27 protein-coding genes, 1 tRNA gene and 1 other RNA gene are annotated in these 25,968 nt (G+C 67.2%); 6 read left to right on the forward strand and 23 right to left on the reverse strand.

The annotated features are described in order from the left end of the window. Positions 1-18 precede the first annotated feature (18 nt). The gene (locus AC0Z6F_RS12560) at positions 19-1,245 is read left to right on the forward strand and encodes an acetylornithine transaminase (protein ID WP_006467246.1); all 1,227 of its coding nucleotides are present in this window, start codon (positions 19-21) and stop codon (positions 1,243-1,245) included. A 139-nt stretch (positions 1,246-1,384) separates the two neighbouring features. Here AC0Z6F_RS12560 and AC0Z6F_RS12565 read toward each other — a convergent pair whose 3' ends face one another. Beyond that, on the reverse strand, positions 1,385-1,987 hold the full coding sequence (locus AC0Z6F_RS12565; RefSeq protein ID WP_485616941.1) for an HAD-IA family hydrolase: 603 nt from the start codon (positions 1,985-1,987) through the stop codon (positions 1,385-1,387). Between the two features lie 123 nt (positions 1,988-2,110). Between AC0Z6F_RS12565 and azu the strand changes: the two genes are divergently transcribed. Then, entirely contained in the window at positions 2,111-2,560 is a 450-nt protein-coding gene (gene azu / locus AC0Z6F_RS12570) for an azurin (protein WP_006389875.1), read from the forward strand. A 121-nt stretch (positions 2,561-2,681) separates the two neighbouring features. Here the strand turns inward: azu and hemL are convergent, their stop codons facing one another. Both hemL and thiE read right to left on the reverse strand, forming a co-directional pair. Further along, positions 2,682-3,971, reverse strand: coding sequence for a glutamate-1-semialdehyde 2,1-aminomutase (gene hemL, locus AC0Z6F_RS12575; protein ID WP_485616942.1), 1,290 nt, complete (start codon positions 3,969-3,971; stop codon positions 2,682-2,684). A gap of 16 nt (positions 3,972-3,987) precedes the next feature. Beyond that, on the reverse strand, positions 3,988-4,614 hold the full coding sequence (gene thiE / locus AC0Z6F_RS12580) for a thiamine phosphate synthase (protein ID WP_012512011.1): 627 nt from the start codon (positions 4,612-4,614) through the stop codon (positions 3,988-3,990). A 34-nt stretch (positions 4,615-4,648) separates the two neighbouring features. Between thiE and AC0Z6F_RS12585 the strand changes: the two genes are divergently transcribed. Beyond that, positions 4,649-4,873, forward strand: a complete 225-nt coding sequence (locus AC0Z6F_RS12585; RefSeq protein ID WP_014038358.1) for a rubredoxin — start codon at positions 4,649-4,651, stop codon at positions 4,871-4,873. 59 nt (positions 4,874-4,932) lie between these two features. Here AC0Z6F_RS12585 and AC0Z6F_RS12590 read toward each other — a convergent pair whose 3' ends face one another. The 8 genes from AC0Z6F_RS12590 to AC0Z6F_RS12625 form a co-directional block, all read right to left on the reverse strand. Then, positions 4,933-5,778 (reverse strand): SirB1 family protein, encoded by an 846-nt coding sequence (locus AC0Z6F_RS12590; RefSeq protein WP_010484022.1) that lies wholly within the window; start codon positions 5,776-5,778, stop codon positions 4,933-4,935. Positions 5,779-5,938: 160 nt separating this feature from the next. After that, a complete protein-coding gene (locus AC0Z6F_RS12595) occupies positions 5,939-6,385 on the reverse strand; it encodes a DUF192 domain-containing protein (protein WP_012512009.1) in 447 nt (148 codons plus the stop codon). A 20-nt stretch (positions 6,386-6,405) separates the two neighbouring features. After that, entirely contained in the window at positions 6,406-7,053 is a 648-nt protein-coding gene (rpiA, locus tag AC0Z6F_RS12600; protein WP_006389802.1) for a ribose-5-phosphate isomerase RpiA, read from the reverse strand. 22 nt (positions 7,054-7,075) lie between these two features. Beyond that, entirely contained in the window at positions 7,076-7,555 is a 480-nt protein-coding gene (locus tag AC0Z6F_RS12605) for an EVE domain-containing protein (protein WP_485616943.1), read from the reverse strand. Next, on the reverse strand, positions 7,552-8,145 hold the full coding sequence (locus AC0Z6F_RS12610) for a 5-formyltetrahydrofolate cyclo-ligase (RefSeq protein WP_485616944.1): 594 nt from the start codon (positions 8,143-8,145) through the stop codon (positions 7,552-7,554). The genes AC0Z6F_RS12605 and AC0Z6F_RS12610 overlap by 4 nt, the downstream gene beginning before the upstream one ends. An 83-nt stretch (positions 8,146-8,228) precedes the next feature. Beyond that, a non-coding RNA gene (gene ssrS / locus AC0Z6F_RS12615) (6S RNA) lies at positions 8,229-8,414 on the reverse strand. Positions 8,415-8,567: 153 nt separating this feature from the next. Beyond that, positions 8,568-8,864, reverse strand: coding sequence for a cell division protein ZapA (locus AC0Z6F_RS12620; protein WP_006389797.1), 297 nt, complete (start codon positions 8,862-8,864; stop codon positions 8,568-8,570). Continuing rightward, positions 8,861-9,082, reverse strand: a complete 222-nt coding sequence (locus AC0Z6F_RS12625) for a TIGR02449 family protein (RefSeq protein WP_005410898.1) — start codon at positions 9,080-9,082, stop codon at positions 8,861-8,863. The genes AC0Z6F_RS12620 and AC0Z6F_RS12625 overlap by 4 nt, the downstream gene beginning before the upstream one ends. Positions 9,083-9,236: 154 nt before the next feature. Between AC0Z6F_RS12625 and AC0Z6F_RS12630 the strand changes: the two genes are divergently transcribed. Both AC0Z6F_RS12630 and AC0Z6F_RS12635 read left to right on the forward strand, forming a co-directional pair. After that, positions 9,237-9,785: a YecA/YgfB family protein gene (locus AC0Z6F_RS12630; RefSeq protein WP_485616945.1), complete on the forward strand. Its 549-nt coding sequence runs from the start codon at positions 9,237-9,239 to the stop codon at positions 9,783-9,785. 5 nt (positions 9,786-9,790) lie between these two features. Next, positions 9,791-11,113, forward strand: a complete 1,323-nt coding sequence (locus AC0Z6F_RS12635; protein WP_087986246.1) for an aminopeptidase P N-terminal domain-containing protein — start codon at positions 9,791-9,793, stop codon at positions 11,111-11,113. A gap of 557 nt (positions 11,114-11,670) precedes the next feature. Here the strand turns inward: AC0Z6F_RS12635 and pepQ are convergent. The 7 genes from pepQ to rph form a co-directional block, all read right to left on the reverse strand. After that, entirely contained in the window at positions 11,671-13,002 is a 1,332-nt protein-coding gene (gene pepQ, locus AC0Z6F_RS12640; RefSeq protein WP_485616946.1) for a Xaa-Pro dipeptidase, read from the reverse strand. 75 nt (positions 13,003-13,077) lie between these two features. Further along, entirely contained in the window at positions 13,078-13,452 is a 375-nt protein-coding gene (locus AC0Z6F_RS12645) for a PilZ domain-containing protein (protein WP_006389793.1), read from the reverse strand. Continuing rightward, entirely contained in the window at positions 13,449-15,731 is a 2,283-nt protein-coding gene (locus tag AC0Z6F_RS12650) for a DUF1631 family protein (protein WP_485616947.1), read from the reverse strand. Before AC0Z6F_RS12650 ends, AC0Z6F_RS12645 begins: the two co-directional genes overlap by 4 nt. 203 nt (positions 15,732-15,934) lie before the next feature. Next, positions 15,935-17,161 (reverse strand): radical SAM family heme chaperone HemW, encoded by a 1,227-nt coding sequence (hemW, locus tag AC0Z6F_RS12655; RefSeq protein ID WP_065723796.1) that lies wholly within the window; start codon positions 17,159-17,161, stop codon positions 15,935-15,937. Between the two features lie 56 nt (positions 17,162-17,217). Then, a complete protein-coding gene (gene rdgB / locus AC0Z6F_RS12660) occupies positions 17,218-17,814 on the reverse strand; it encodes an RdgB/HAM1 family non-canonical purine NTP pyrophosphatase (protein ID WP_485616949.1) in 597 nt (198 codons plus the stop codon). Beyond that, a complete protein-coding gene (locus tag AC0Z6F_RS12665) occupies positions 17,811-18,200 on the reverse strand; it encodes a VOC family protein (protein ID WP_485616950.1) in 390 nt (129 codons plus the stop codon). Before AC0Z6F_RS12665 ends, rdgB begins: the two co-directional genes overlap by 4 nt. After that, entirely contained in the window at positions 18,197-18,922 is a 726-nt protein-coding gene (rph, locus tag AC0Z6F_RS12670; protein WP_049426699.1) for a ribonuclease PH, read from the reverse strand. Before rph ends, AC0Z6F_RS12665 begins: the two co-directional genes overlap by 4 nt. Positions 18,923-19,046: 124 nt before the next feature. On the opposite strand from rph, the gene AC0Z6F_RS12675 reads away from it, so the two are divergent. Beyond that, positions 19,047-19,907: a YicC/YloC family endoribonuclease gene (locus AC0Z6F_RS12675; protein WP_012511999.1), complete on the forward strand. Its 861-nt coding sequence runs from the start codon at positions 19,047-19,049 to the stop codon at positions 19,905-19,907. Positions 19,908-20,058: 151 nt separating this feature from the next. Here the strand turns inward: AC0Z6F_RS12675 and AC0Z6F_RS12680 are convergent, their stop codons facing one another. The 5 genes from AC0Z6F_RS12680 to selA all read right to left on the reverse strand — a co-directional run bounded on the left by AC0Z6F_RS12680 (position 20,059) and on the right by selA (position 25,965). After that, the gene (locus AC0Z6F_RS12680; RefSeq protein WP_448123389.1) at positions 20,059-21,204 is read right to left on the reverse strand and encodes a Fic family protein; all 1,146 of its coding nucleotides are present in this window, start codon (positions 21,202-21,204) and stop codon (positions 20,059-20,061) included. A gap of 182 nt (positions 21,205-21,386) precedes the next feature. Next, positions 21,387-22,466 carry a selenide, water dikinase SelD gene (gene selD / locus AC0Z6F_RS12685; protein ID WP_485616951.1) on the reverse strand — a complete coding sequence of 360 codons (1,080 nt, stop codon included), beginning with the start codon at positions 22,464-22,466 and terminating at the stop codon, positions 21,387-21,389. A 26-nt stretch (positions 22,467-22,492) separates the two neighbouring features. Further along, positions 22,493-22,588: transfer RNA gene (locus AC0Z6F_RS12690), tRNA-Sec, on the reverse strand. A 24-nt stretch (positions 22,589-22,612) separates the two neighbouring features. Continuing rightward, the gene (gene selB / locus AC0Z6F_RS12695) at positions 22,613-24,544 is read right to left on the reverse strand and encodes a selenocysteine-specific translation elongation factor (RefSeq protein WP_485616952.1); all 1,932 of its coding nucleotides are present in this window, start codon (positions 24,542-24,544) and stop codon (positions 22,613-22,615) included. After that, a complete protein-coding gene (gene selA / locus AC0Z6F_RS12700) occupies positions 24,541-25,965 on the reverse strand; it encodes an L-seryl-tRNA(Sec) selenium transferase (RefSeq protein ID WP_012511996.1) in 1,425 nt (474 codons plus the stop codon). The genes selB and selA overlap by 4 nt, the downstream gene beginning before the upstream one ends. Between the last annotated feature and the right edge of the window lie 3 nt (positions 25,966-25,968).

Genomic DNA, 25,968 nt, shown 5'->3' on the forward strand with positions numbered 1-25,968 from the left:
TGAACCCTGCCGACTGCCATGACCGCCGCTACCGATCCGCTGATCTCCCTTTCGCACTATTACCTGCCGGTCTACAAGCCCCGCCAGGTGGTACTGGAGCGCGGCCAGGGCGCCCGCGTGTGGGACAGCCAGGGCCGTGAGTTCATCGACCTGGCTGCCGGCATCGCCGTGTGCGGCCTGGGCCACAACGATCCGGACCTGGTGGCCGCGCTGGTCGAGCAGGCCGGCAAGCTCTGGCACACCAGCAACGTGTTCTACAGTGCACCGCCGCTGCACCTGGCCGAGGAGCTGGTGAAGGCCAGCCGTTTCGCCGAGCGCGTGTTCCTGTGCAATTCCGGCGCCGAAGCCAACGAAGTGGCGATCAAGATGGTCCGCAAGTGGGCCTCCAGCCAGGGCCGCCCGGCCGACAAGCGCGTCATCATCACCTTCCGCGGCAGCTTCCACGGCCGCACCATGGGCGCGGTGACCGCGACTGCCCAGCCGAAGTACCAGGAAGGTTACGAGCCGCTGCCCGGTGGCTTCCGCTACATCGATTTCAACGATGAAGTGCAGCTGGAAACCGCGATGGCCGCTGGCGACGTGGCGGCGGTGATGCTGGAGCCGATCCAGGGCGAAGGCGGCGTGATGCCGGCCAAGTCCGGTTTCCTCAAGCGCGTGCGCGAACTGTGCGACCAGCACAACGCACTGCTGGTGCTGGATGAAATCCAGGCCGGCATGGGCCGCACCGGTACCCTGTTCGCGCACTGGCAGGACGATGTGGTGCCGGACATGGTCACCCTGGCCAAGGCGCTCGGCGGCGGCTTCCCGATCGGCGCGATGCTGGCCGGCCCGAAGGTGGCTGAGACCATGCAGTTCGGCGCGCACGGCACCACCTTCGGTGGCAACCCGCTGGCGGCCGCCGTCGCGCGCGTGGCGCTGCGCAAGCTGGCCTCGGCGGAGATCGCCGCCAACGTCAGCCGTCAGTCGAAGGCGCTGCGGGATGGCTTCGCCCGCATCAACGACGAGTTCGGTGTGTTCAGCGACGTGCGTGGCCGTGGCCTGATGCTGGGCGCGGTGCTGAGCAAGGACTTCGCCGGCCAGGCCGGTGCGATCCTCGACCACGCCGCCGAGCAGGGCCTGCTGACCTTGCAGGCCGGCCCGGACGTGCTGCGCTTCGTGCCGTCGCTGAACATCACTGACGAAGAAGTGGCCGAAGGCCTCAAGCGCCTGCGCGCGGCGATTGCCGCGTTCATCGCCGCGCGCTGAATCCGCTGGGGTCGGACCCCTCTCCTGCGGAGAGGGCTCTGACCCGGCTGCCGCGGAATCCCTGTAGAGCCGAGGCCATGCTCGGCTCATCGTGATGTCAGGCAATTGCAGCCGAGCATGGGCTCGGCTCTACAGCGGGTCATCCGATCCGATGGCGCTTCAACACCTTGCCCAAGCCCTTGCCATCGCGCACGGTTTCCGCGTGCAGGCCGGCGGCGCGTGCGCCGCGCACGTTGGCGAACAGGTCATCGACGAACAGCGTGTGCGAAGGCGCGACGCCCAGTACATCGAGCGTACGCAGGAACACCGCTGACTCGGGTTTGCGCAGGCCGAAATCGGCGCTGCAGAACACGCGGTCCTGCAGTGCCGGGAACAGTTCCGGCAGCAGCGTGGGCAAGGCCTGCACCATCAGCTCGCCATTGTTGGTCAGCACCGCCAGTGGCAGCTGCAGCACCTGCAGCCGCTGCAGCACGGCGGGCTGTGGATGGCTGGCGGCCTGTCGCGCAGCGATCCAGGTGTGCACATCAACGGTGCGGCCCAACTGTTGGCCCAGGCGCGCCAGATAGGTGGGGCCATCCAGTGCGCCGCAGTCGTGCTGGGCTTCCAGCCCGCTGTCGTACAGCGCGGCCTGCACGGTTTCCGGCGCGACATCCAGCGCCCGCGCCAGGTGCAGCACGCGCTGCGCGCGCTGGTACTGCACCAGCACGCCATCCACATCCAGCAGCAACAGGTCGATCCGCATTGGCCGAGCATGCCATTGCAATGAACACGCGGGAAACCCTGGACCAGCCATGCGACAGACGGTCGCAGACGGGGCCGCAGGCGCCTGCCTAGAATGGCGCTTGAATCCGCAGGAGACGCAACGATGAAGGCTTGGATGGTGGCAGTGGGACTGGGCGCGCTGATGCTGGCGCCGTCGGCGATGGCGCGGGTGTGTGCGGTGAGTATCGACAGCACCGACCAGATGAGCTTCAGCAGCCGCGAGATCAAGGTGGCCGCTGATTGCACCGCCGTCGACCTGACCCTGCGCCACACCGGCAAGCTGGCCGCTACCGCGATGGGCCACAACTGGGTGCTGACCCGCAGCGCGGATTACCAGCCGGTGGCGATGGCCGGCATGCGCATGACCCTGGCCGACAGCTACCTGCCGAAGGCTGACAAGCGCGTGCTGGCGCACACCAAGGTGATCGGCGGCGGCGAAACCACGCGCGTGCGCTTCTCTACCCAGGGGCTGCAGAAGGGTGGGGATTACACCTTCTTCTGCTCGTTCCCCGGCCACTTCGCGATGATGAAGGGCAAGTTCGTCTTCGGTTGATGCCCTGTGTAGAGTCGAGCCATGCTCGACTGCGTTCTTGGAAAAAGGGGACGGAGGGGATTAAGTCGTTTGTGCACAAACGACTTAATCCCCTCCGTCCCCTTTTTCGTGCAGAGCGGGCTCAGCCCTTGGCGGCCTTGAACGCCACGCGTGCGGCGGCCAGCGTGGCCTCGATCACGGCGTCATCGTGTGCACTGGACAGGAAGCCGGCCTCGTACGCCGACGGCGCCAGGAACACGCCCTGGTCCAGCATCGCGTGGAAGAAGCGGTTGAACGCCGGAATGTCACAGGCGGTGGCCTGCGCATAGGTCTCCACCTTCTCACTGGTGAAGAACAGCCCGAACATCGCACCCACACAGGTGGTGGTCACGACCACGCCGGCTTCGGCGGCGGCCGCTTCCAGGCCGGCACACAGGCGCGCGGTGCGCTCGGCCAGGTCGGCGTGGAAGCCCGGCTGCTGGATCAGTTCCAGCATCGCCAGGCCGGCGGCCATCGCAACTGGATTGCCGCTCAGCGTGCCAGCCTGGTAGATCGGGCCGGCCGGTGCGATCTGCTGCATCAGTTCGCGGCGGCCGCCATAGGCGCCCACCGGCATGCCGCCGCCGATGATCTTGCCGAAGGTGGTCAGGTCCGGGGTGATGCCGTAATGCGCCTGTGCACCGCCGAGGGCGACGCGGAAGCCGGTCATCACTTCGTCGAAGATCAGCAGCGTGCCGTGCTTCGTGCACAGTTCGCGCAGGTGCTGCAGGTAGCCGTCGCGCGGCGGGATGCAGTTGGCATTGCCAACCACCGGTTCGATGATCAGGCCGGCGATGTCGTCGCCCTGCTGCTCGAACAGCGCGGTGGCCGCTTCGAAGTCGTTGTAGGGCAGGGTCAGGGTCAGTTCGCTCAGGCCGGCCGGCACGCCGGGCGAGGTCGGCACGCCCAGGGTCAGCATGCCGCTGCCGGCCTTGACCAGGAACGAGTCGCCGTGGCCGTGGTAGCAGCCTTCGAACTTGACGATGCGGTTGCGGCCGGTGGTACCGCGCGCCAGGCGGATGGCCGACAACGTAGCCTCGGTGCCGGAGTTGACCATGCGCACCATCTCGCACGACGGCACCAGGCGGGTGATGGTCTCGGCCATGGTCACTTCGGCCGCGCAGGGCGCACCGAAGGACAGGCCATTGTCGATCGCCTTCTTCACCGCCTGGCGCACCGCCGTGTGGTTGTGGCCGACGATCATCGGACCCCAGGAGCCGACGTAGTCGATGTAGCGATTGCCGTCGACGTCATACAGGTAGGCACCGTCGGCGCGCTCGACGAAGAACGGCTCGCCGCCGACCGACTTGAACGCGCGCACCGGCGAATTGACGCCGCCCGGCAGCAGTTGCTGGGCGCGGGAGAATAGGGCGTGGGACTGGTCGTGGTTCATGGGGCTTTCCTGGGCATTACGCGAACTGGGCGAGGTAGGCACGCTGGGTCGCCACCGGGTCTTCGGCGGCGAACACGCTGCTGACCACGGCGACCAGATCGGCGCCGGCGTCGATGATGGGACCGACATTGTCCGGCGTCAGGCCGCCGATCGCCACCCGCGGCACGCCCAGTGCGGCGCTTTGCCGCAGCAGGTCGGTATGGGCGCGGCTGGTAGTGATCTTGGTGGTGGTCGGGAAGAATGCGCCGAAGGCCACGTAGCTGGCGCCGGCGGCCACGGCCTGTTCGGCATTGGCCAGCTGGTCGTAGCAGGACGCGCCGATGATGGCATCCGCGCCGAGCAGGGCGCGCGCGCTGGGGATGTCGCCATCGGTGCCGCCCAGATGCACGCCGGCGGCGCCGACCGCCTTGGCCAGCGCCGGGTCGTCGTTGACGATCAGCGGCACGCCGTGTTCCGCGCACAGCGCCTGCAGGGCGGTGGCCTGCTCGCGCCGCAGCGCGTCACTGGCGGTCTTGTTGCGGTACTGCAGCCAGGTGGCGCCGGCGGCCAGCAGCGGCGCGGTGCGGTCCAGCAGGCGCGCGGTATCGGGCTCGTCCGGGGTGATCAGGTAGACGCCGCGGGGCGCCGGGGAAGCAGAAGTCATCGATGGCTACCGGTGAGTGGACCGCGATGGGACAATGGCGGCCCGTGAATCCAGTCCTGATTATCCGATGAGCGATGCCACCCCCACCACCTTGCGCACCTGGATGTGCGTGGTCTGCGGCTTCCTTTACAGCGAAGCGGAAGGCTTGCCGGAGGAGGGCATCGCGCCGGGGACGCGCTGGGAAGACATTCCCGAGACCTGGACCTGCCCGGATTGCGGCGTGACCAAGGCCGATTTCGAGATGGTCGAGGTCGATTGATTGGTGGGCCACCCGGCCCATCCGGTGGGTGTGGACCGTTGGTCCACACACCGACATCCTCAATGCAGCCGCGGCACCGGTCCACCCAGGTCGATCAGCTTCTCGCGCAGCCACTGCGCATCGCTGGCCTCGGGATTGCGCTTCAGGTACTGCCCCAGGTCATGGCGGGCACCGGCCAGATACTCCAGCTGCAGGTAGGCCAGGCCACGGTCGCGCAGGGCGTCGTCCTGCTCCGGGGCCAGTTTCAGCAGGCGGTCGGCACTGCGTGCAGCGCGGTCCCATTCGCCCGCTTCGGCATACACGCCGTGCAGGTTGCGCAGCATCCGCATCAGGATTGCGCGCGCAGGGGCCGGGTCGAGGATCTGCGCCAGCACCTGGTCGTCGGGCATCTGCCCGCCCAGGTGTGACTTGGCCCGCTCGCGCAGTTCGTCCACGTCCAGCGGGCGGCCGCCATTGAACGGGTCCATCACCAGCACGCCGTCGTCCACCGGCAGGCGCACCAGGAAGTGGCCGGGGAAGGACACGCCGTCGAGCGGGATTCCCAGCCGGCGCGCGACTTCCATCTGTACCAGTGCCAGCGAGATCGGGTTGCCCAGGCGGCGCTCGAATACCTGGTTGAGGTAGCTGTTGCGCGGGTCGTAGTACTCGTCGTGGTCGCCGCTGTAGCCCAGCTCGTCGAACAGGTGGCGGTTGATTGCCGCCATCTTCAGCGGGCTGTTATCGATGCTGTCCACTTCCGAGCGGAGGTGGTCGACGTGGCTCTGGATCAGCGCGTCGTACGTGGACGGCTGCAGATCGGGGTATTCATCGCGCGCGATCAGCAGCGCGGTCGGCAACAGTGGCAGCGCCTCGTCTTCGAGGTCGGCCAGTGCATCCCAGTCGGGGAGTGAGATCCGGTCCTGCATGACCACAGACTGGCGGCAATTGCAGGCGGTTTCAAGCGGTGTCGCGTGAAAAAGTCAGGGGTCAGATCCCTTTCGCGTGCGAAAGGGATCTGACCCCTGCAGGGTTGCCGGCCAGTGGCCGGCACTATCGCGGGTGCCGGCCGCTGGCCGGCCGCATCGTTTACTTTTCGATGCCCGGGCCGAAGGTCAGCTCGGTGCCGTCCTTCAGCTTGAGCTTCTCGGCCTGGCCGGCGTTGAGCTCCAGCACATAGCGCGCCGGTCCACCGCTGGGGTAGGGCGGGCACATGTCGCCGGCCGAGCACGGCGGCACATCGCGCTGCTGGCTGACCAGCTTGCGCTGGCTGTCGAAGTACAGGATGTCCAGCGCAAGCTTGGTGTTCTTCATCCAGTACGCCTGCATTTCCTCGCGGTCGTGGATGAACAGCATGCCGTGATCGGCGGCCATCTGGTCGCGGAACATCAACCCGCGCGCGCGGGTTTCATCGTTGGTGGCCAGCTCCACCTGGTAGCGGGCGCCATCCAGCTCGACCCAGTGGCGGGCCGCATCGGTGGCACAGCCGGCCAGGGCCAGCAGCGGAAGCATCAGCAGCGAACGCAACAGCGACATCGTCAGGATCCTTGCAAAGGTCAGAGCACGACCGGCGGCTCGCCACCGACGATCACCACGTCGGCGCGACGGCGCGCGAACAGGCCGACACAGACCACACCCGGCAGCTGGTTGAGCTCGCGCTCCAGCTTTTCCGGGTCGGTGATCTGCAGGTTGTGGATGTCCAGGATCTGGTTGCCGTTGTCGGTCACCACGCCTTCGCGCCAGGTCGGCTGGCCGCCGGTCATGTCGCGGATCTGGCGGGCGACCAGGCTGCGCGCCATCGGGATCACTTCCACCGGCAGCGGGAATTTGCCCAGCACCGGCACCTGCTTGCTCGGGTCGACGATGCAGATGAAGCGCTCGCTGGCCTCGGCGATGATCTTCTCGCGGGTCAGTGCGGCGCCGCCACCCTTGATCAGGCACTTGTTGGCATCGCACTCATCGGCGCCGTCCACGTACAGCGACAGGTTGCCGCTGTGGTTCAGCTCGATCACCTCGATGCCGTGCTGCTTCAGGCGCGCGGTGCTCTGTTCGGAGCTGGACACGGCGCCCTTGATACGGTGCTGGATGCGGGCCAGGGCATCGATGAAATAGGCCACGGTGGAACCGGTACCGACGCCGACGATCATGCCGTCTTCAACGTACTCGATGGCTTTCTCGGCGGCCAGGCGCTTGGCTTCGGACATGGGAGAACTCTCAGGCAAGGAATCAGGATTTCTTTTCCAGCGACAGCAGCAGCTTCCACTGCGCGGCGGTCACCGGGAACACCGACAGGCGGTTGCCCTTGGCAACCAGCGGGAAGCCTTCGCCGAGCTCTTCGGCGTGCAGCTTGATCTCGTCCAGCGCGATCACCTGCTTGAGCTTGCGGTCGAAGGCCACGTCCACCAGCATCCAGCGCGGGTTTTCGCGCGTGCTCTTGGGGTCGTGGTAGTCGGATTTGGGGTCGAACTGGGTGTCGTCCGGGTAGGCTGGGCTGGCCACCGTGGCCAGGCCGACGATGCCCGGCACCTTGGTATTGGAGTGGTAGAACAGGATGCCGTCGCCCACCTGCATGCCATCGCGCATGAAGTTGCGCGCCTGATAGTTGCGCACCCCGTTCCAGGGTTCGACCTTGATCTTGGCCAGGTCATCGATGGAGAAGGCGTCCGGTTCGGACTTCATCAGCCAGTAGCGCTTGCGGGCGGTCATGCGTTCACGGGGGCAGCGGAGGGGAACAGGGGGCCGTCTTCGGTGCAGATCGCATCCACCGGCACGTCCCACGACGCCACCGGCAAGGACTCGACCTGCTGCACCGCGAACGCAGCGCCGACCAGCCAGGGCGGCGCCGGCCGGTCGTGGCGGAAGGCGAAGCTGCGATCATACCAGCCGCCCCCCATGCCCAGCCGCCGGCACTGTGTGTCGAAGCCCACCAGCGGGGTCACCACCAGCGCCATCTGCGTTGGTTCCAGGGTGTCTTCCACGGCCACATCCGGCTCGGGGATCCCGTAACGGTTGCTGGTCAGCGGTTGCCCGGGCCGCCACGGCGCGAAGCGCAGTACGTCGCCGGCCAGTACCGGCAGGCAGTAGGTGAGTCCTTCGGGCAGCTGCAGTTGCCAGCGGTGCAGGGCGATTTCGCCATCCAGCGCCCAGTAGCCGGCCACGGCACCTTTGCGCGGGGCGAAGGGCAGGGCCAGCAGGGCATCGGCGAGGGATTCGGCGGCGGCAATGCGCTCAGCGGCGGAAAGGTCGCGGCGGCGTTGCCGCAGGTCGTGGCGCAGGGCCTGGCGCGGGTCGGTCATGGCAGCGTGCGGCAAGGATCAGCCGTCATTGTGCCGGAAAGAACAAGGGCGACGCCCGAAGACGCCGCCCTTGCTGGAATATTGCATTCTCCGCAATGTCGATGCATGCGAAACGACCTTGAACCCGGGGGCTCAAGTGGGAACGCTGGAGAACCATCGGGCTTCCCGCTACAAGGCGGACCTGCACTCCCGGCGCTGTCGCGCTCCCGGTGTCGTTCTTAAGGGACAAGGCGAATGTTTGCACATGCCGTCGAGTACCGCAGAGAACGCGTGGCCATTATAGCCAGCACGCAGGATCTGGATAGGCCGTTCGTCGGCAACAGTCCGTGCCAATTCAGATATGAGAAAAGGGGACGGAGGGGATTAAGACGTTTCCAGCACAGAAGGGGCGAATGCGCCTTAATCCCCTCCGTCCCCTTTTTCTATGGGGTGCCGTCGATCGCGCGGTCCAGACGCCGGTTCAGGTCGGCCAGCGTCTGCTGCAGCGCCACCGCCTGGCGGGCGTTTTCGTCGCGCAGCAGCTGCAGTTCGTGGGCCAGGTTCAACGCGGCCAGCACCGCAATGCGGTCCACCGCGGCCATGCGGTTGCTGCCTCGGATCTCGCGCATGCGTGCATCGAGCAGGCGCGCGGCGGCCATCAGGCTGTCGCGTTCATCGCCGCCGACACCCACGGTGTATTCACGATCGAGGATGCGGACACTGACCGGTTCGGCGCTCATGTGTGCTGCTCCAGGGATTTGAGCCGGCTGATCATTGCTTCCACCCGCGAGCGCGCCTGTTCGTTCTTGGCCAGCAGCGTGGAGCGCTCGGCCACCAGTTGTTCCTGCTGATGGCGCAGGCTGCGGTTCTCCTCGGCCAGCCGCTGGTTGCGTTCAAGCAACGCTTCCACGCGGGCGGCGAAGTCCTGCAGCTGGGCAAGGGGATCGGCGGGTTCCATGCGGGCACGATAGGCAAGCGGGGCAAGGGCGGTCAAGCGCTGTCGCAGCAAGGCCCGGCGGCCACGGGGAGGAGGCCGTTGGGTTGCTACACTAGGCGGTCTCACGGGCGCGCGCGTGCGCGCTCCTGGTTTCCTTATCCGAACGAGCCGCACGATGACCGAACTTCCCTCCGTCGACGACGTTTCCCGCGCCAGCCAGGAACTGGGCCTGGGCGCCACCGCTGCCGAGCTGCACGGCGCACTGTGCGGCTGGCTGGCCGCCGGCGGCGCCCCTGGCAACGACTGGCCGGCGCGCGTGCTGGCCGACGACAACCTGCCGCCGGTGGCCGCCGACAGCGTGCTGGCACAGCTGCTGCAGGTCACCATCAAGCAGCTGGAAGACCGCGACTTCGCCTTCGAGCTGCTGCTGACCGACAACGACGACGTGGCCGCGCAGGCCGATGCCATGTTCGCCTGGACCCGCAGCTTCCTCGGCGGCTTCGGCCTGGGCAGTGGTGGCCATCGCCCGGCGCTGTCCGAAGAGGGCGAGGAAGCGCTGAACGACATGGCCAGCCTGGCCCGCGCCTCCAGCGAGGATTTCGAGGCCGGTGGTGACGATGACGACGAAGCACTGTCGGAGATCGAGGAGTTCATCCGCGTGGCGGTGCTGTTGCTGCACGGTGACGTGGTGCTGGCCTCGCGCCATCGGCAGCGCCTGAACTGATGGATATCAAGCAGCGCACCGGCATCGCGGCCGGCGAGTACAAGCGTCGCCGCCGCCAGCTGATGGACATGGCCGGCGAGGACGCGATCCTGGTGCTGCCCGCCGCAGCCGAGAAGGTGCGCAGCCTGGATACCCATTACCCGTTCCGGCAGGATTCGGATTTCCAGTACCTGAGCGGCTTCCCGGAACCGGAAGCGGTGCTGGTGCTGATTCCCGGCCGTCGCCACGGCGAGGCGATCCTGTTCTGCCGCGAGCGCGACGCCGAGCGCGAAGCCTGGGACGGTGGGCGTGCCGGCCAGGAAGGCGCGGTGGCGCAGTACGGCATGGACGATGCCTATCCGATCGATGATCTGGACGAGATCCTGCCGGGCCTGCTGGAAGGGCGTTCGCGCGTCTACTACCACTTCGGCCGCGATGCCGACTTCGACCTGAAGCTGATCGGCTGGGTCAACCGCGTTCGTTCGCAGGTGCGCCACGGTGCGCAGCCGCCACATGAGTTCCTGGAGCTGGGCCATCTGCTGCATGAGCAGCGCCTGTTCAAGTCCGGTTCGGAAGTGGCGCTGATGCACCACGCCGCGCAGATCAGCGTGCGCGCACATCTGGCGGCGATGAAGGCAGCGAAGGCGGGCATCCACGAGTACGAACTGCAGGCCGAACTGGAGCGGGTGTTCCGTGCCAGCGATGCGGTGCCGGCGTACTGCAGCATTGTCGGTGCCGGCCGCAACGGTTGCATCCTGCATTACCGCGACAACAACGCACGTTCGCGTGACGGCGAGCTGGTGCTGATCGATGCCGGTGCCGAGTACCGTGGCTATGCCAGCGACATCACCCGCACGTTCCCGGTGAACGGCCGTTTCAGTGCCGAACAGCGCGCGCTGCACGACCTGGTCGGTGATGCACAGGCCGCGGCACTGGCCCAGGCCAAGCCGGGCGTGGCCTACGAGATGGGTCACCTGGCGGCGGTGCAGACCCTGACCGAAGGCCTGCTGCGGCTGGGCCTGCTGAAGGGCACGCTGGAAAAGAACCTGTCCGAGGGCCTGTACCAGCGCTTCTACCGGCACAAGACCGGGCACTGGATCGGCATGGACGTGCACGACGTGGGCGACTACCGCCTGGCCGGCGATTCGCGCCTGCTGGAGCCGGGCATGGCCTTCACCATCGAGCCGGGGCTGTACATCGGCGTGGACGACACGACGGTGGAACCGCGCTGGCGCGGTATTGGCATCCGCACCGAGGATGATGTGTTGATCACCGACGACGGCCATCGCGTGCTGACCGACGGCCTGGCGCGCAGTGCCGACGAGATCGAAGCGGTGATGGCGGGGTAAGGGGTTTCGGCAGGGCTTGCAGCCCTGCACCCGCAGAGGCAACAGCCAAAGCCAAGGCCAAAGCGGGCTATCCGTGGGATGGCGGGGCACTGTGGGTTTGCGGGGACGCCGTGAATCCATCCCTGGAGGCTTGGTCGCCGCATCCATGCGGCTCACACCCCGTAAACCCACCGTGCCCCGCCTTCGACAGGTTCACGCGGCTGTTGGTGGGTGCCGACCGTTGGTCGGCACATCTGTCAGATATCGAATGAATCCTCCACGCATGGCGTGGATCTACTGGCGACTGCGGCCGTTGGAACGCGCGGCTGTTGGTAGGTGTCGACCTTGGTCGACACAGAGCGAGCGCAGCGAGCGACCCGCTTCTGCTTTTCTTTTTTCTTTTCCGTGGTTGAACGCGCGCAGGAAACTGTCAAAGGCCGGGCGGGGTGGGTTTGCAGGACCGTTGGCGCCATGGATGGCGCCATCGAGCCCCCATGGATGGGTTTACGGCGTGTCCTGCAAACCCACCTCGCCCGGCCAAGCGCGGCTTCTGATTTCCGCGACCAACCACGAGGGACTCAGCCGTTCGCCGCCGCAAACACCGGTCGCGTCAGATTGTCCGCCTCGCCCTCGGTGCACAGCACTTCGTCTTCGATGCGGATGCCGCCATACGGACGGAAGAAGTCCATGCGGTCCCAGTTGATCGCATCGCCATGACCGGCGTCCTTCACTTCATTCAACAGCATGTCGATGAAGTACAGGCCGGGTTCGATGGTCACCACCATGCCCGGTTCCAGCACGCGGGTCAGGCGCAGGTACGGATGGCCGGCCGGGCGCTCGATGCGGCCACCTTCGTCGCTGGCCGCGAAGCCGGCCACGTCGTGCACCTGCAGGCCGATCAGGTGGCCGATGCCGTGCGGGAAGAACGCGGCGCTGACGCCGGTCTCCAGTGCGGTCTGCGGCGACACCTTGATCACGCCGAAGTCCTTCAGTACGCCCATCAGCGAAAGGTGCGCGTCCACGTGCAGCTGCTTGTAGTCGAAGCCCGGGCGCACCGCCGCGCACATCTGCTGCTGCGCGGCATCGACGGCAGCGATCATCGCCGCGAATTCATCGTGACCGTGCGCGGCGTAGGTACGGGTGATGTCGCTGGCGTAGCCGTACGCGCTGGCGCCGGCATCGATCAGGAAGCTGCGCAGCGGCTGCGGCGCCTTGCGGCCCAGCTCGGTGTAATGCAGCACGGCGGCGTGTTCGTTCAGCGCCACGATGTTGCCGTACGGCAGCTCGGTGGCATCCTGGCCCACGGCCTGGCAGTACGCCATGTGGATGCTGAACTCGTCGGCGCCGTTGCGGAATGCGGCCTCGGCGGCGCGATGGCCGCGCACGCCCAGCACCTGCGCCTGGCGCATCAACGCGATTTCATACGGCGTCTTGCTGCCGCGGTGCCATTCCAGGTAGTTCACCACCGGTGCCGGGTTGTTCGGCACATAACTGCCCAGCGCGCTCTGCGGCTCGCCGAGGATCGCGCAGCGCGACGGATCGGCCGGCAGCAGCGCCAGCGCCTCTTCGGGCTTGCGGATGATGTGGATGTCGAAGTGCTCCACCCACCAGCCGCTGGGTGCGTCCGGCACCACGTGCCAGTAGTCGAAGGGCTGGTGGAAAATCACCGCCGGGCGCTTGCCCGGGGTGAACACGATCCAGCTGTTGGGCACGCGGGTCAGCGGCAGCCAGGCCTTGAACTGCGGGTTCACCGCGTACGGGTAGTCGCGGTCGTCGAACACCTGGTAGTGCAGGGTACCGCTGGGCACCACCAGATGGTCGAAGCCGCCGCGGGCCAGTGCCTGTTCGGCGCGTCGGAACAGCACGGCCAGGTGGTCGGAATACAGGGCGCCGGGGTCTTGCTGGATCATTGCGGTGGCTCGACACGGAAAACGGCCCTAGATTCTGCCGCATACCGCGAAAAACCGCTGTGCCGGAACCGGCACTCAGGCCGTCGAAAGCGGTCCCTCGTCGCTGTCCTCGCCCACCCACTGGCGCAGCAGCTGCCGATGTTCACGTGACAGGGTCAGGAAGCGGAAGCCGGTCCAGCTCTGTCCAGGTACGTGCGCCGGCTCGCTCCACAGCAGATGCACGCCGACATCGATCGCTTCCTGGCGGCCATCACCCATCGGCAGCGGGAAGCGCAGCTGGTACAGCGCATCTTCGCGCAGCGGGGCGCTGGCCAGCATCAGCATGCCGGTCTCGGAGACATTGCCGAGGCGGCCGACCACGCATTCGCGCATCTGGTCGGTGACCGGCACCAGGTCCGAGACCTGGCGGCGCGGTGCGCGGCGCGTGTCCTGCGGCGGGACGGGTTTCATGCGTGGGTCTCCTGCGTGCGATCACCGGCCAATGTGCGCAATGCGCCAAGGCTGGCCTGCCAGGCGCGGTCGACCAGCCGGCCCTTGTCCTCGGTGACCAGTTGCGCATGGCCAGCGCTGATCTGCCGGGCCAACGTATCCAGGTCGGTATCGGCGATCTTCTGCCCGCGTGCGTTGACCAGCAACGCGTGGCCAGTCAGCAGGCTGTACCAGGACAGTCGCTGGCGGCGAAGGGTGCCGTCGTCGTTGTCGATATCGAACCAGCTGCCGAACGGCAGCGTCGACAGTTGCTGGTACGCCGCTTCTTCGGAATCGCTGCGCGGTGCGTCGGCAGCGGTACCGGCGGTCGTGCCGGCATGTTCACCCAGGCGCGCGCGTGCCTTCAGGCGGGCGCTGAGTTCGGTACGCGAGGTGCTGTCATCCTCGCCACCGGGCGTGGCCAGGCGGCGGGCGACGGCAGCGGCTTCCTCGGCGTGGTAGCCAACCTGCAGCAAGGCTGCTTCGACCTCGGCGGCCAGCACCGTATCGGTGCCGACAGCGGTATCTACCGGCTGTGCGGTCACCGCTGCGATGCGCTCGGTCTGCTGCAGGCGCTCCTGCCACTGTGGTGAGTCGTCGCCATGGCGAAGCCGGGTCAGGGTCAGGGCATCGGCCCAGGCCTGGCGCAACAGGGTCTGCACGAAGCGCTGTGGCTCCTGCGCATCGCAGCACTGATCGATGCGGGCGCTGGCCTGGCGCCGGGCCAGTTCCAGCCGTTCCTTGCCGCGTGCAGCTTCCACGTGACGGCGTTCGGCCAGTTCGGCACGATGCGCGGCGGCACGCTGGTGCTGCTGCACATCTTCATTGGCAGCGGCGAAGGCTTCCGGCGCGCGTGCATCCTGGCCGAGCAGGCCCTGCACGCTCTGCGCCATGCGCTGCAGCAGCTGCGGGTCGACATCATCGTCGCCCAGCCAGTTGGCGCCGACCTCGGCGATCTGGTTGAGCAGCTCGCGCGCGGGATGTTCGTCGCGTACGAAGAAGCCCGGGTCGGCCATCGCAGCACGCGCCAGCGGTACCTGCAGGCGCGCCAGCAATGCGGCGGGCACCGGGTCGGGGCGCTGTTGCTGTTGCACCTGCTGCATCAACAGGCGCAGCAGGTCGAGGTTGTCGCGGTCGTGGCTGCCGAGCTGGGCCTGCGCGCCGTGCTCGCTGCGCAGCTGGGCGACGACGGCGGCCTGCAGGTCGGCCACGCCGGTGGCGGCACTGGACTGGGCCTGCAGGCGCGCGAGTATGGCGTCCACCGCAGCGCTGGGTACGGCGCCGCTGTCCGCGGGTGCGGCGCTGGCATGGCGTGCCTGCTGCAACAGCTCATGCAGTGCGCTGCCGGTGGACGTGGTCAATCCAGGCGTGGTGGCGGGGCCGGCAGCGCCGCCCTCGTTGAAGGCGTCCTGCACCAGGCTCGACCAGGAGCCCGAGGGGGCCGAACCGTTCCAGCCGGTCAGTGGCGCAGCGGCGCGTTTTGCGGGCTGCGTGGTGCGGCCGCCACCCACCGACTGGGTGATGATCCGCCGCGTGCTCGAGGAACGCGCCAGATAGGGGGTGTAGACCAGCCCCGGCAGCACGCCGTGCTGGGCCAGCAGTGCATTGGCGCGGTCAAGTACATCACCCAGCCGCTCCAGCACCTGCCGTTCAAAGCTGCGGTACAGCGCCAGCTGCACCTCGGCGCCCAGCGCATCCTGTTCGGCCAGTCTGCGCACCATCGCGCACAGCGCCTGCGGCGCCAGTGGCAGTGTGTCGGCTTCGAAAGCCGGCGCTGCGGCAAGCACGCCCAGTCGTTGGCCCAGCAGGTTCAGCGTGTTGGTCGAGCGCAGGGTTTCCCGCCGCACCATCTCGGTCAGCAGCAGGTCGCGGTCGACGTCATGCTCGGCCACCAGCGACAGCCCCAGCATGCCGGGCAGCGGTGGTGGAGCCGTGCTGCTCGTGGCGGCGGCAGCCGGCTCGCGCAGGCGTGCCAGTGCTTCGGCAACGGCATCAAGCATGCGGTCGGCGAAGTGACCGGAGAAGGTGTGCAGCTGGCCGCGCTGGGCCATCAGTTCGGACTGCTGCTGCGGATTGCGCGCGCGGTCGGCGTCGTGCAGCAGGGTCTGCTCCAGCGCTTCGACGGTCAGGATCAGCGGCGCGGCCAGCGTTTGCCGGCACAGGCCGATCAACGCGCCCAGCAGTTCGCGCACCCGCGGTGGCAGGTCGCTGGCGGCCAGGCGGTTCTTGTCGGCAGGAGTGATGGAAAAGACAGCTGACATCGGCAGGCGGTACCCGGATTCCCGCGGATCGATCTGGTGAATCTACCGTGTCGGCCGCTGTCGGCGCTACTTTAGGGTGAATGTGCACCTTGTTCGCCGGGCCATGCCCGGTGGATGAACGGTAGTGCCGGCCGCTGGCCGGCAACTCTGTCTTTATCGGATTGCCGGCCAGCGGCCGGCACTACCCGTTACGGCGGAAGGGATCATTCCTCCAGGAACAGGCTCACCACATCGTTGGTGAAACGACGGCCCAGCTCGGTCGGCTGCACATGGCCATCCGTCACGTCCAGCCAACCGCGCTGCACGGCCTCGGCCAGCGGTGCATCAAGCACGTTGCGCGGCAGCCCGGTGCGCGACTCGAAATCGCGCAGGCCAAAGCCTTCATGCAGGCGCAGCAGATTCAGCATGTACTCGAACGGCAGGCGCTCGGGTGCGATCACCTCGTCACCGCCGAACGAGGCTGGCGTGCCAGCGCTGTCCAGGTAGGCCTGCGGATGCTTCAGTTTCCAACGCCGCAGCACGTGTTCCTCTGCACCGGAGCTGATCTTGCCGTGCGCGCCGGCACCGATGCCGAGATAGTCGCCAAAGCGCCAGTAGTTCAGGTTGTGCGCGCTCTGCCGGCCGGGGCGGGCGTAGGCACTGACTTCGTACTGGCCGAAACCGGCCTGCGCCAGGAGCGCCTGGCAGTGCTCCTGCATGTCCCAGGCGTTGTCTTCATCGGGAATGCCCTGCGGCGGCCGCGCGAAGAACACCGTGTTCGGTTCCAGGGTCAGCTGGTAGTGCGAGATGTGCGCCGGCTGCAGCGCGAACGCGCGTTCCAGATCAGCCTCGGCACCGGCCAGGGTCTGTTCCGGCAGTGCGTACATCAGGTCGATGTTGAAGTTGTCATAGCCCGCGTCCTGCGCCATTTTCACCGCGCGCTCGGCCTCGCCACTGTCGTGGATGCGGCCCAGGCGCTTGAGCATCGCATCGTCGAAACTCTGGATGCCGAAGCTGAGGCGGTTCACGCCGGCTGCGCGATAGCGGTCGAAGCGGCCGTGTTCGGCGGTGCCCGGGTTGGTTTCCAGGGTGATTTCGGCATTGGGCGCGAAGCGCAGGCGTGCGCTGGCCTGCTGCAGGAAGCGGTCGATCGCTTCCGGCGGGAACAGGCTGGGCGTACCACCACCGAAGAACACGCTGTGCACCACCCGGCCCCAGACCAGCGGCAGGTCCTGGTCGAGGTCGCGCAGCAGCGCATCGATGTAGGCATCGAACGGCAGCTCGCCCTTGGCCTGGTGCGAATTGAAATCGCAGTACGGGCATTTGCGCACGCACCACGGCAGGTGCACGTACAGCGACAGCGGCGGTGGCACCAGTCGCGGCGGGCTGTCGTGGTCAGCGGAGCAGGCTTCGCCGGGCAGGTGGTTGCAGTGGTCGTGGGCGTGCGGCATGGGCTTCTTCGGTAGTGCCGGCCGCTGGCCGGCTTCCCTGGTTCGATCGGGTGGCGTCAGTACAGCGTCGCCAGCTGCTGCTTGAGCTGTTGCAGGGCGAGGGCACGGTGGCTGATGGCGTTCTTCAGTGCCGGCTCCATCTCCGCGGCGGTCAGGCCGTGGGTGGTATCCAGGAACACCGGGTTGTAGCCGAAACCATTCGTTCCACGCAGTTCGCGGATGATCTGCCCCTCCCAGCGACCTTCGCAGATCAGCGGCTGCGGATCGGTGGCGTGGCGCAGCAGCACGATCACCGCATAGAAGCGGGCGTCGCGCTGGCCATCGGGAATGTCGGCCATCGCCTCCAGCAGCTTGGCGTTGTTGGCCGCAGCGTTGGTCGGATGGCCGGCATAGCGCGCGCTGTACAGGCCTGGTGCACCGCCGAGGGCATCGACGATCAGGCCCGAATCATCGGCCAGCGCCGGCAGGCCGGTCGCTTCGGAGGCCGCGCGCGCCTTCAGCAGCGCGTTCTCGACGAAGGTCAGGCCGGTCTCTTCCACGTCGCCCAGGCCCAGCTCGGCGGCCGAGGTGATCTGCAGCGGCAGATCGGCGAGGATCTCCTGCATTTCCACCAGCTTGCCAGCGTTGTGGCTGGCCAGTACCAGTTGCTTCATTGACGGGGCTCCAGCAGGTCCCAGGTGTTGCCGTACAGATCGCGGAACACCGCCACCGTTGCATAGGGTTCTTCGCGCGGCGCTTCCAGGAACTCTACCCCGGCGGCCAGCATCGCTGCGTGGTCGCGGTGGAAGTCGTCGGTGTTGAGGAAGAAGGCGACGCGGCCACCGGTCTGGTTGCCGATGCGGCTGCGCTGCTCGTCGTCGCTGGCGCGTGCCAGCAGCAGTGCGGCAGCGCTGCCGTCGGTCGGGCCGACCACCACCCAGCGCTTGTGGCCCTGGTCGATGTCATCCAGCAGCGCGAAGCCGAGCTTGCCGGTGTACCAGGCAATGGCTTCGTCGTAGTCGGCCACCACCAGCGTGGTCAGGGCGATGCGCCGGCTCATGCCGACAGCGCTGCCTGCTGTGCGGCCAGCAGTTCGGCCACGCCCTTCTCGGCCAGGCCCAGCAGCGCATCCAATTCGTCGCGACGGAAGGCATGGCCTTCGGCGGTGCCCTGCAGTTCGATGAAGCCACCGCCGTCGTTCATCACCACGTTCATGTCGGTGTCGCAGTCGCTGTCTTCGGCGTAGTCCAGGTCCAGCACCGGGGTGCCGCGGTAGACGCCCACCGACACCGCTGCCACGGCGCCCAGGATCGGGTTGCGCTTGATGTCGCCACGCTTCATCAGCACGTTCACCGCATCGACCAGGGCCACGTAGGCGCCGGTGATGGCAGCGGTGCGGGTGCCACCGTCGGCCTGCAGCACGTCGCAGTCGAGGGTGATGGTGCGCTCGCCCAGTGCATTGCGGTCCACGCAGGCACGCAGGCTGCGGCCGATCAGGCGCTGGATCTCCAGGGTGCGACCGCCCTGCTTGCCGCGTGCGGCTTCGCGGTCGCTGCGGGTGTGGGTGGCACGCGGCAGCATGCCGTACTCGGCGGTCACCCAGCCCTCGCCCTTGCCACGCAGGAAGCCCGGCACGCGGTTCTCGACGCTGGCGGTGCACAGCACACGGGTTTCACCGAAGCAGACCAGCACCGAACCTTCGGCGTGGCGGGTGAAGCCGCGTTGGATGACGACCGGACGGAGCTGGTCGGGCTGGCGGCCGCTGGGGCGGGAATCGGACATGGTGCGGGTTCCGTAATGGCGAGGGAGTACGCCGCCACGCCCGCGGCCTTCACGGGGCGGGCAAGGGGGCTCTGGTGAGGGCGCTAGGGTACCATTCCCCCTTTGCACGCACCGGACACATTCCATGATTCGAAGCATGACCGCCTATGCCGGCGGCGAGCGGGTCACCCCGTGGGGCACGCTGGGCTGCGAGCTGCGCTCGGTCAACCACCGCTTCCTGGAGGTCGGCACGCGCCTGCCCGATGAACTGCGGGCATTGGAACCGCAGCTGCGCGAGCGCATTGCCGCGCGCCTGAGCCGTGGCAAGCTGGATCTGGTGATGCGCCTGCGCGCGCCGGAAGCCGCCGCCAACCTGCAGGTGGACGAGGCCCTGCTGGGCCAGCTGGGTCGCCTGGCGCACCGCCTGACCTCCGATTTCCCCAACCTGCAGGTCAGCTTCACCGATCTGCTGCAGCTGCCGGGCGTCACCCGCGGCGAGGCCACCGATGCTGCCGCGCTGCAGGCCGAGGCCCTTGCGCTGCTGGACCAGGTGCTGGACGGTTTCGTCGAAGCCCGTGAACGTGAAGGCGGCAAGTTGTCCGCTGCCATCAGCGAGCGCGTGGACGGCATCGAACGCATCGCCACCGAAGTGCGCACGCTGATTCCGGCCATTCGCGACGGCCAGCGCGCCAAGCTGGCCGCCCGCCTGGCTGACCTGCCGCATCCGGTCGACCCCGGCCGCGCCGAGCAGGAGTTGGTGCTGTGGCTGCAGAAGCTGGATGTGGATGAGGAACTGGATCGCCTCGGCAGCCACATCGTCGAGATCCGCCGCGTGCTCAAGCAGCGTGAGCCGGTCGGCCGCCGCCTGGACTTCCTGCTGCAGGAGTTCAACCGCGAAGCCAACACGCTGGGCTCGAAGTCGGTGGACAGCCGTACGTCCAATGCGGCGGTGGAGCTGAAGGTGCTGATCGACCAGATCCGCGAACAGGTGCAGAACATCGAGTGAGAGTGCGTGGCCGGGCGTGCCGTCAGGCCATCGAAGATGCGTGCCCTGGCGGTTGGGACGAGCGTGTGATGGGGGATCGTTGATCCGCCTGGGTACGCATTAGGGGGAGATTCAACGTCTTCACTTCGATGCGCGGGCTGCGCCTACCTCCCTAGCGCTGCAGCAGTTCGGTGTATTGCTTGTAGCTGAACTGCTGGTTCCGTTTCTGATTCTCGGTACCGACAAGGACGTCAACGCTTTGCAGGACTTTGACAGCCGCACTGGCGGTGGGAAATGTCACCCCCAGCCTTTCAGCTGCAAATGTAATGGTGAAGCGCGGCATCGTAGGCAGCATTTCGAACAAGCGGATCGCCTGCACCGTGCCGTCTTTCGCAGCCATGACCTTTCTCCGGTCGGCTGCGATGAGTGAGGCGATGTCGATGATGTTTCTTTGGGCGTTCTCGGCGGCTTCGGTCGTGCAGTCGAGGAAGAAGCGGATCCAACTCTCCCAGTCGCCATCGGCGCGGATGGCCGACAGGAGCCGGTAGTACTCGGCTTGATGTTTCTTGAGTTCGCCAGAGACATAGAGCAGTGGCTCCGGCAGCAGCTTCCAGTCTTCCAGCAATGCTGCAATCAGCAAGCGGCCTATGCGCCCATTGCCATCAAGGAACGGGTGGCTCGTTTCGAACTGCGCATGGATCAAGGCAATGCGGACCAGAGGAGGAAGGTTTGTCGTAGTCTCGTGGATATAGTGCTCCATCTCACCCAGCAACCGTCCGACTTCCATGTGAGGCGGGGGGACGTAAAGAGCATTGCCTGGCCGGGTACCTGCGATCCAGTTCTGGGAGCGGCGCACTTCACCAGGTAGCTTCTGCTCGCCGCGCGCACTGTTCAAAAGGATGCTATGTGCTTCGCACAGCAGGCGCGTTGAGATCGGCAGGCCCCGATCGTGCTTCAGCTGGTCTCGCACATACGCGAACGCTTGCAGGTAATTCGTCACGTCGCTAACGTCTGTGGTACTAGCCACGTCGATTCCGGATTCTTGATCCAGCAGATCCGTCAGTGTCGCCTGAGTGCCTTCCATCTGGGAGGTCAACAAGGCCTCCTTGCGGATGGAGCTGTAGATCAGCCATTCAGCAGAAGCGACCAAACCTGACATGGCGGAGAGCCGTCCCAGCGCCGCCTCGGCTGCCGCATTGGCCATGTAGCAAGCAGGGTCAAGGGGCGGCATCGTGGGCGGCAATGGATGGGGCACGAAGGCCTTGACAAGCTCGCCACCCGAATCGGTGGTGGTATAAGTGCCGGTGGTCCTGGGCATTTGCGCTCCTGGCGAGGCGTTGTTAAAGGGATCTTTAAGAATCCCGGCCACTATTAAAGCATGCTTTAATAGTGATGAGATTGCTCTCAGTGGCACGTTATCTGAGCAAGCCGATGAAGTGGTGCCGCCGCCATGGCTGCGGATCTCATCGACGGGAGACGCGCGCCCGAGGCAAGAACATCTCAAACCACGCTGACGCCCGCCGCTCCCTCGCTCAAGCGCCCCACCACGGCCGCCTGGCCGAACCCGGCGTCGTGGAAGCAGGCCAGTACCGCATCCACCGCCTCCGGGGCGCAGGACACCAGCAGGCCACCACTGGTCTGCGGGTCGGTCAGCAGTGGCTGCCAGTGCGCCGCCGTGCCCTCGGCGAAACGCACCTCGGCGCCATACGAGGCCCAGTTGCGGTTGGAGGCGCCGGTCACGCAGCCGCGTTGCAGCAGGTCCAGCGTCTGCGGCAGCAACGGGATCTGCGCGCTGTCCACCTCGGCGGCCACGCCACTGGCGCGGCACACTTCCAGCAGGTGGCCGAGCAGGCCGAAACCGGTGACGTCGGTCATCGCGTGCACGCCGTCCAGCGCGGCAAGGGGCATGCCCACGCTGTTCAGGCGTGTGGTCGACTCGACCATTTGCCGGTAGCCCTCGGCATCCAGTACTTCTTTTTTCAGTGCTGACGAATACACGCCCACCCCCAATGGCTTGCCCAGCACCAGCACGTCATCGGCGCGGGCATCGGCATTGCGCTTGAGCCGTTGCGGATCGAGCACACCAATGGCAGCCAGGCCGTAGATGGGTTCCACCGAATCGATGCTGTGGCCGCCGGCCACCACGATGCCGGCATTGGCGCAGGCGCGTTCGCCGCCCTGCAGGATGCCGCGGATCGTGTCCTGCGGCAGGCTGTTGATCGGCATGCCGACGATGGCCAGTGCGAACAGCGGGCGCGCGCCCATCGCGTACAGATCCGACAAGGCATTGGTGGCAGCGATGCGGCCGAAGTCGAACGGGTCGTCGACGATCGGCATGAAGAAGTCGGTGGTGGCGACGATCGCCTGCCGGTCATCGAGGCGGTACACCGCGGCGTCGTCGCTGGTCTCGCGGCCGACCAGCAGTTCGACCGGTGCGGGAAGTGCCGGAACCCCGCGCAGCAGTTCGGTCAGTACACCCGGCGCGATCTTGCAGCCGCAGCCACCGCCATGCGCGAGAGACGTCAGTCGTTGCGGGGCATCGGCCGTTGAAGGAGCGGGGGACTGCGCGTGCGTGGCCATGCCGACATCTCCTGCGGAAATACGAATGGCGGAAGGCAGCAGGAGTCGAACCTACCAGGGAACGATCGACGCCCCCTACTGGGTTTGAAGCCCAGCCGCATGCCCGGATGCGCATGCCTTCCGAAAGTACAGCGGCAGCGGTGGGCTCAACCGAGGGTCCCGTTCCACTGCAGGTCGCCGCGCGGCCGATGCTGGTCACCGACACGTCGAGTGTAGCCAACGCGATTGAAGAACTCCAAGATCTGGATGCTGCGTTTGCGGCCCAGCCCGATGGCATCGCGGAACGCCGCCGCATCCACCGTGCCGCTGGCCTGTGACAGCTGCGCGACGATCGCGGCCAGCTCGGCGATGCGGGCCGGTGCATAGAACAGGTCGGGCACCACCTGGAACAGTTCACCACGCGCGGCGGCCCGCCGCAGGACTGCGCGGAGCTCATCCTCGGCCAGGCCGATGTCGGCTGCCAGGGTACGTACCCACGGCGGATCGAAACCGCCCGCGTGCAGTTGCGGCAGCACGCGTTCGAGCAGCAGGCGTTCGCGTTCCGGCGGTGCGTGATCGTGGCCGGGCAAGCGCCACCATGTGCCCGCGCGCTGCACGCTGCCATCGTCGAGCAGGTCCTGCAGCAGGGCGTTCCACAGGCTGGTTGCCAACGCAGGCACGGTGCTGCGCTGCAGGCGGCCACTGTCGACGCCGGGTTCGTCCGGGCGTCGTTCATGCCAGCCGCGCAGCGAGGTGAGCACCTGCTCGCGCAATGCCTGCCAGTGCGAGGCAAGAATGATCACCGTGCCTTCGCGGGTAGTGATGCGGCGTGCGTCGCCGGGCAGGTCGATCCGGTCGGCGGCGCGCCGGCAGTAGCGCTGCAGGGCGCCGAGGGGGATGCCGGAAGGGGCCTGCCGCAGCAGCGGGCCAACCCCTGCTCCGGCCGCCAGTTGCTCCAGTGCACCCAGCAAAGCAAGGCGAGCCAGGCTGCGCCGACGCCGCTGCGGGGGATCTGGATCGAGCACAACACCCCCGCCCAGGGTACGGGTCGCGGCCGAATCGCGGGCAATGAAGCGGTCACCGCACATCGCGCAGACCGGTGCATCGAACACCAGCTGCACGAGCTGACCATCGCCGTGGTCATGGTCCTCCAGCAGCACCACGTGGGCCTGCCGGTGCATCGTTCCCCAGTGGATATGCAGTGGCGCCCAGTCGCGCAGGGGGGCTTCCCGCGCGGAAAGCCGCAGGCGCACGTCGACGCGGGTGGTGGCCAGCAGCGCACGCGGGTCGGCGATCCAGTCACCGCGCGTGATGTCGTCGCGGGCGATGGCGGCCAGGTTCAGCGCGCAGCGCTGCCCCGCCACCGCCTGTTCGCTGGCCTGGTTCTGCGCGTGGATGCTGCGCACGCGAACGTCGGTGGCGGCCGGCATCAGCTGCAGATGTTCGCCAACAGCAGCCACGCCGCCATGCACTGCGCCGGTTACCAGCGTGCCGTGGCCGGCCAGCGAGAACACGCGGTCCACCGGCATGCGGAACAGTTCGCTGCGCAGTTCGGCCTGGCGCGTGCTGGCATCGTCCGCAGCCCACGCGTGCAGGCGGGCACGCAGTGCGCTGACACCTGTGTCTTCAGGTGACGTGCTGTTACAGGCGAACACGGGGGCGTCCTGCAGTGGCGTGCCGGCCAACAGTGCAGCGATCTCGATTTCGACCCGGGCGAGGCGTGCGGCATCCACGCGGTCGATCTTGGTCAGCGCCACCGCGGCACGGTCTACGCCCAGCAGCTGCAGGATCGCCAGATGCTCGCGGGTCTGCGGCATCACACCGTCGTCGGCGGCGATCACCAGCAGGGCGACATCGATACCAGTGGCGCCGGCCACCATCGTATGCACGAAGCGCTCGTGGCCTGGCACGTCGACGAAGCCCAGCGTCGCAGCCGGGCCTTCGGCGTCCCTGCTTTCCACCGGGACATAGGCATAGCCCAGTTCGATCGATATACCGCGCGTTCGCTCTTCCTGCAGGCGATCGGTCTCGATGCCGGTCAGTGCGCGTACCAGGCTGGTTTTGCCATGGTCGATATGCCCGGCGGTGCCGACGATCATGCCTGCAGCGTGCTCCATTGCGCGAGGAAGTCGGCTTCGTCCGCAGGCTCGAGACAGCGCAGGTCCAGCCACAATGCGTCATCGGCGATGCGGCCCAGTACCGGCCGTGGCAGCTGGCGCAGGCGCTTGGCCAGGCGATCCAGTCCGCCTCGGCGTGTACTGGTGATGCGCAGTCCGGCACTGGCCAGCTGTGCCTGCGGTTGCGCACCGCTGCCGATCTGGCTGTGCATCGCCGCGCGTTCAAGGCCGTACTCCGATGCCAACCCGTCTTGCATCGGCCGCAGCAGGCGCTGTGCCTGCGCATCGATGTCGTCCTGCGTGCGCGACAGGGTGCGCAGGGTCGGCAGCCTGTGCGCCAGCAGCTCCGGTTCGCGGTACAGGGCCAGCACCGCTTCCAGCGCGGCCAGCCCCATCTTGTCCATGCGCAGCGCCCGCTTCAGCGGGTTGCGGTTGATCCGTGCGATCAGGTCGGCGCGACCGGCGATGATGCCGGCCTGCGGTCCGCCCAGCAGCTTGTCACCGCTGAACGAAACCAGGTCGGCACCGGCCGCCAGCGTTTCCTGTACGGTCGGCTCGTGCGGCAGGCCGAACAGGGCCAGATCACACAGGCTGCCGCTGCCCAGGTCCACCACCAGCGGCAGGCCATGCTCGTGCGCGATCGTCGCCATCTTCGCGGTCTCGACCTTGGCGGTGAAACCGGTGATCGCGTAGTTGCTGGCGTGCACCTCCATCAGCAGCGCGGTGCGCGCACCAATGGCGTTGGCGAAGTCGGCCGGATGGGTGCGGTTGGTCGTACCCACTTCCAGCAGCCGCGCGCCGGCGCTGCGCATCACATCGGGAATGCGGAAGGCACCGCCGATCTCCACCAGTTCGCCGCGCGACACCACCACGTCGCGGCGGTTGGCCAGGCTGTTGAGCAGCAGCAGGACCGCTGCCGCATTGTTGTTGACCACGGTAGCGGCTTCGGCGCCGGTCAATTCGCAGACCAGCGCCTGCACCCGCGCATCGCGGTCGCCGCGGCGGCCACGGCTGATGTCGAATTCCAGATCGACCGGTGCGGTCATCGCGCGGGTCACCGCCCGTACCGCAGCCTCGGGCAGCAGGGCGCGGCCCAGATTGGTGTGCAGTACGGTGCCGGTCAGGTTGTACATCGGCTGCAGGTCCAAGCGTGCATCGGCGGCGAACGCTGCGTTGAGTGCGGCGACCAGCGCTGGGCCGTCCACCGCCTGTTGCAGTTGCTCGGCGGACAACTGCCCGCTGCTGATCCGATCGCGTAGCTGCTGCAGGTGCGAACGCAGCAGCTGGGTGATGCGGCTGCGTCCGTGGCCTTCAATCAGTTCGGACAATGCCGGCAGTCGCAGCAGCCGATCCAGCGAGGGCAGGGCAGCGGCGGATGCCGGAGCAGGAGGCGTGCGTGGCATCGG

The organism is Stenotrophomonas sp. 1L-E-5-B-C3 (assembly GCF_057292075.1).

Coding starts and splice junctions, on each gene's coding strand:
- AC0Z6F_RS12560 (WP_006467246.1), top strand. CDS start 19: ATGACCGCCGCTACCGATCCGCTGATCTCCCTTTCGCACTATTACCTG.
- AC0Z6F_RS12565 (WP_485616941.1), bottom strand. CDS start 1,987: ATGCGGATCGACCTGTTGCTGCTGGATGTGGATGGCGTGCTGGTGCAG.
- azu (WP_006389875.1), top strand. CDS start 2,111: ATGAAGGCTTGGATGGTGGCAGTGGGACTGGGCGCGCTGATGCTGGCG.
- hemL (WP_485616942.1), bottom strand. CDS start 3,971: ATGAACCACGACCAGTCCCACGCCCTATTCTCCCGCGCCCAGCAACTG.
- thiE (WP_012512011.1), bottom strand. CDS start 4,614: ATGACTTCTGCTTCCCCGGCGCCCCGCGGCGTCTACCTGATCACCCCG.
- AC0Z6F_RS12585 (WP_014038358.1), top strand. CDS start 4,649: ATGGCGGCCCGTGAATCCAGTCCTGATTATCCGATGAGCGATGCCACC.
- AC0Z6F_RS12590 (WP_010484022.1), bottom strand. CDS start 5,778: ATGCAGGACCGGATCTCACTCCCCGACTGGGATGCACTGGCCGACCTC.
- AC0Z6F_RS12595 (WP_012512009.1), bottom strand. CDS start 6,385: ATGTCGCTGTTGCGTTCGCTGCTGATGCTTCCGCTGCTGGCCCTGGCC.
- rpiA (WP_006389802.1), bottom strand. CDS start 7,053: ATGTCCGAAGCCAAGCGCCTGGCCGCCGAGAAAGCCATCGAGTACGTT.
- AC0Z6F_RS12605 (WP_485616943.1), bottom strand. CDS start 7,555: ATGACCGCCCGCAAGCGCTACTGGCTGATGAAGTCCGAACCGGACGCC.
- AC0Z6F_RS12610 (WP_485616944.1), bottom strand. CDS start 8,145: ATGACCGACCCGCGCCAGGCCCTGCGCCACGACCTGCGGCAACGCCGC.
- AC0Z6F_RS12620 (WP_006389797.1), bottom strand. CDS start 8,864: ATGAGCGCCGAACCGGTCAGTGTCCGCATCCTCGATCGTGAATACACC.
- AC0Z6F_RS12625 (WP_005410898.1), bottom strand. CDS start 9,082: ATGGAACCCGCCGATCCCCTTGCCCAGCTGCAGGACTTCGCCGCCCGC.
- AC0Z6F_RS12630 (WP_485616945.1), top strand. CDS start 9,237: ATGACCGAACTTCCCTCCGTCGACGACGTTTCCCGCGCCAGCCAGGAA.
- pepQ (WP_485616946.1), bottom strand. CDS start 13,002: ATGATCCAGCAAGACCCCGGCGCCCTGTATTCCGACCACCTGGCCGTG.
- AC0Z6F_RS12645 (WP_006389793.1), bottom strand. CDS start 13,452: ATGAAACCCGTCCCGCCGCAGGACACGCGCCGCGCACCGCGCCGCCAG.
- AC0Z6F_RS12650 (WP_485616947.1), bottom strand. CDS start 15,731: ATGTCAGCTGTCTTTTCCATCACTCCTGCCGACAAGAACCGCCTGGCC.
- hemW (WP_065723796.1), bottom strand. CDS start 17,161: ATGCCGCACGCCCACGACCACTGCAACCACCTGCCCGGCGAAGCCTGC.
- rdgB (WP_485616949.1), bottom strand. CDS start 17,814: ATGAAGCAACTGGTACTGGCCAGCCACAACGCTGGCAAGCTGGTGGAA.
- AC0Z6F_RS12665 (WP_485616950.1), bottom strand. CDS start 18,200: ATGAGCCGGCGCATCGCCCTGACCACGCTGGTGGTGGCCGACTACGAC.
- rph (WP_049426699.1), bottom strand. CDS start 18,922: ATGTCCGATTCCCGCCCCAGCGGCCGCCAGCCCGACCAGCTCCGTCCG.
- AC0Z6F_RS12675 (WP_012511999.1), top strand. CDS start 19,047: ATGATTCGAAGCATGACCGCCTATGCCGGCGGCGAGCGGGTCACCCCG.
- AC0Z6F_RS12680 (WP_448123389.1), bottom strand. CDS start 21,204: ATGCCCAGGACCACCGGCACTTATACCACCACCGATTCGGGTGGCGAG.
- selD (WP_485616951.1), bottom strand. CDS start 22,466: ATGGCCACGCACGCGCAGTCCCCCGCTCCTTCAACGGCCGATGCCCCG.
- selB (WP_485616952.1), bottom strand. CDS start 24,544: ATGATCGTCGGCACCGCCGGGCATATCGACCATGGCAAAACCAGCCTG.
- selA (WP_012511996.1), bottom strand. CDS start 25,965: ATGCCACGCACGCCTCCTGCTCCGGCATCCGCCGCTGCCCTGCCCTCG.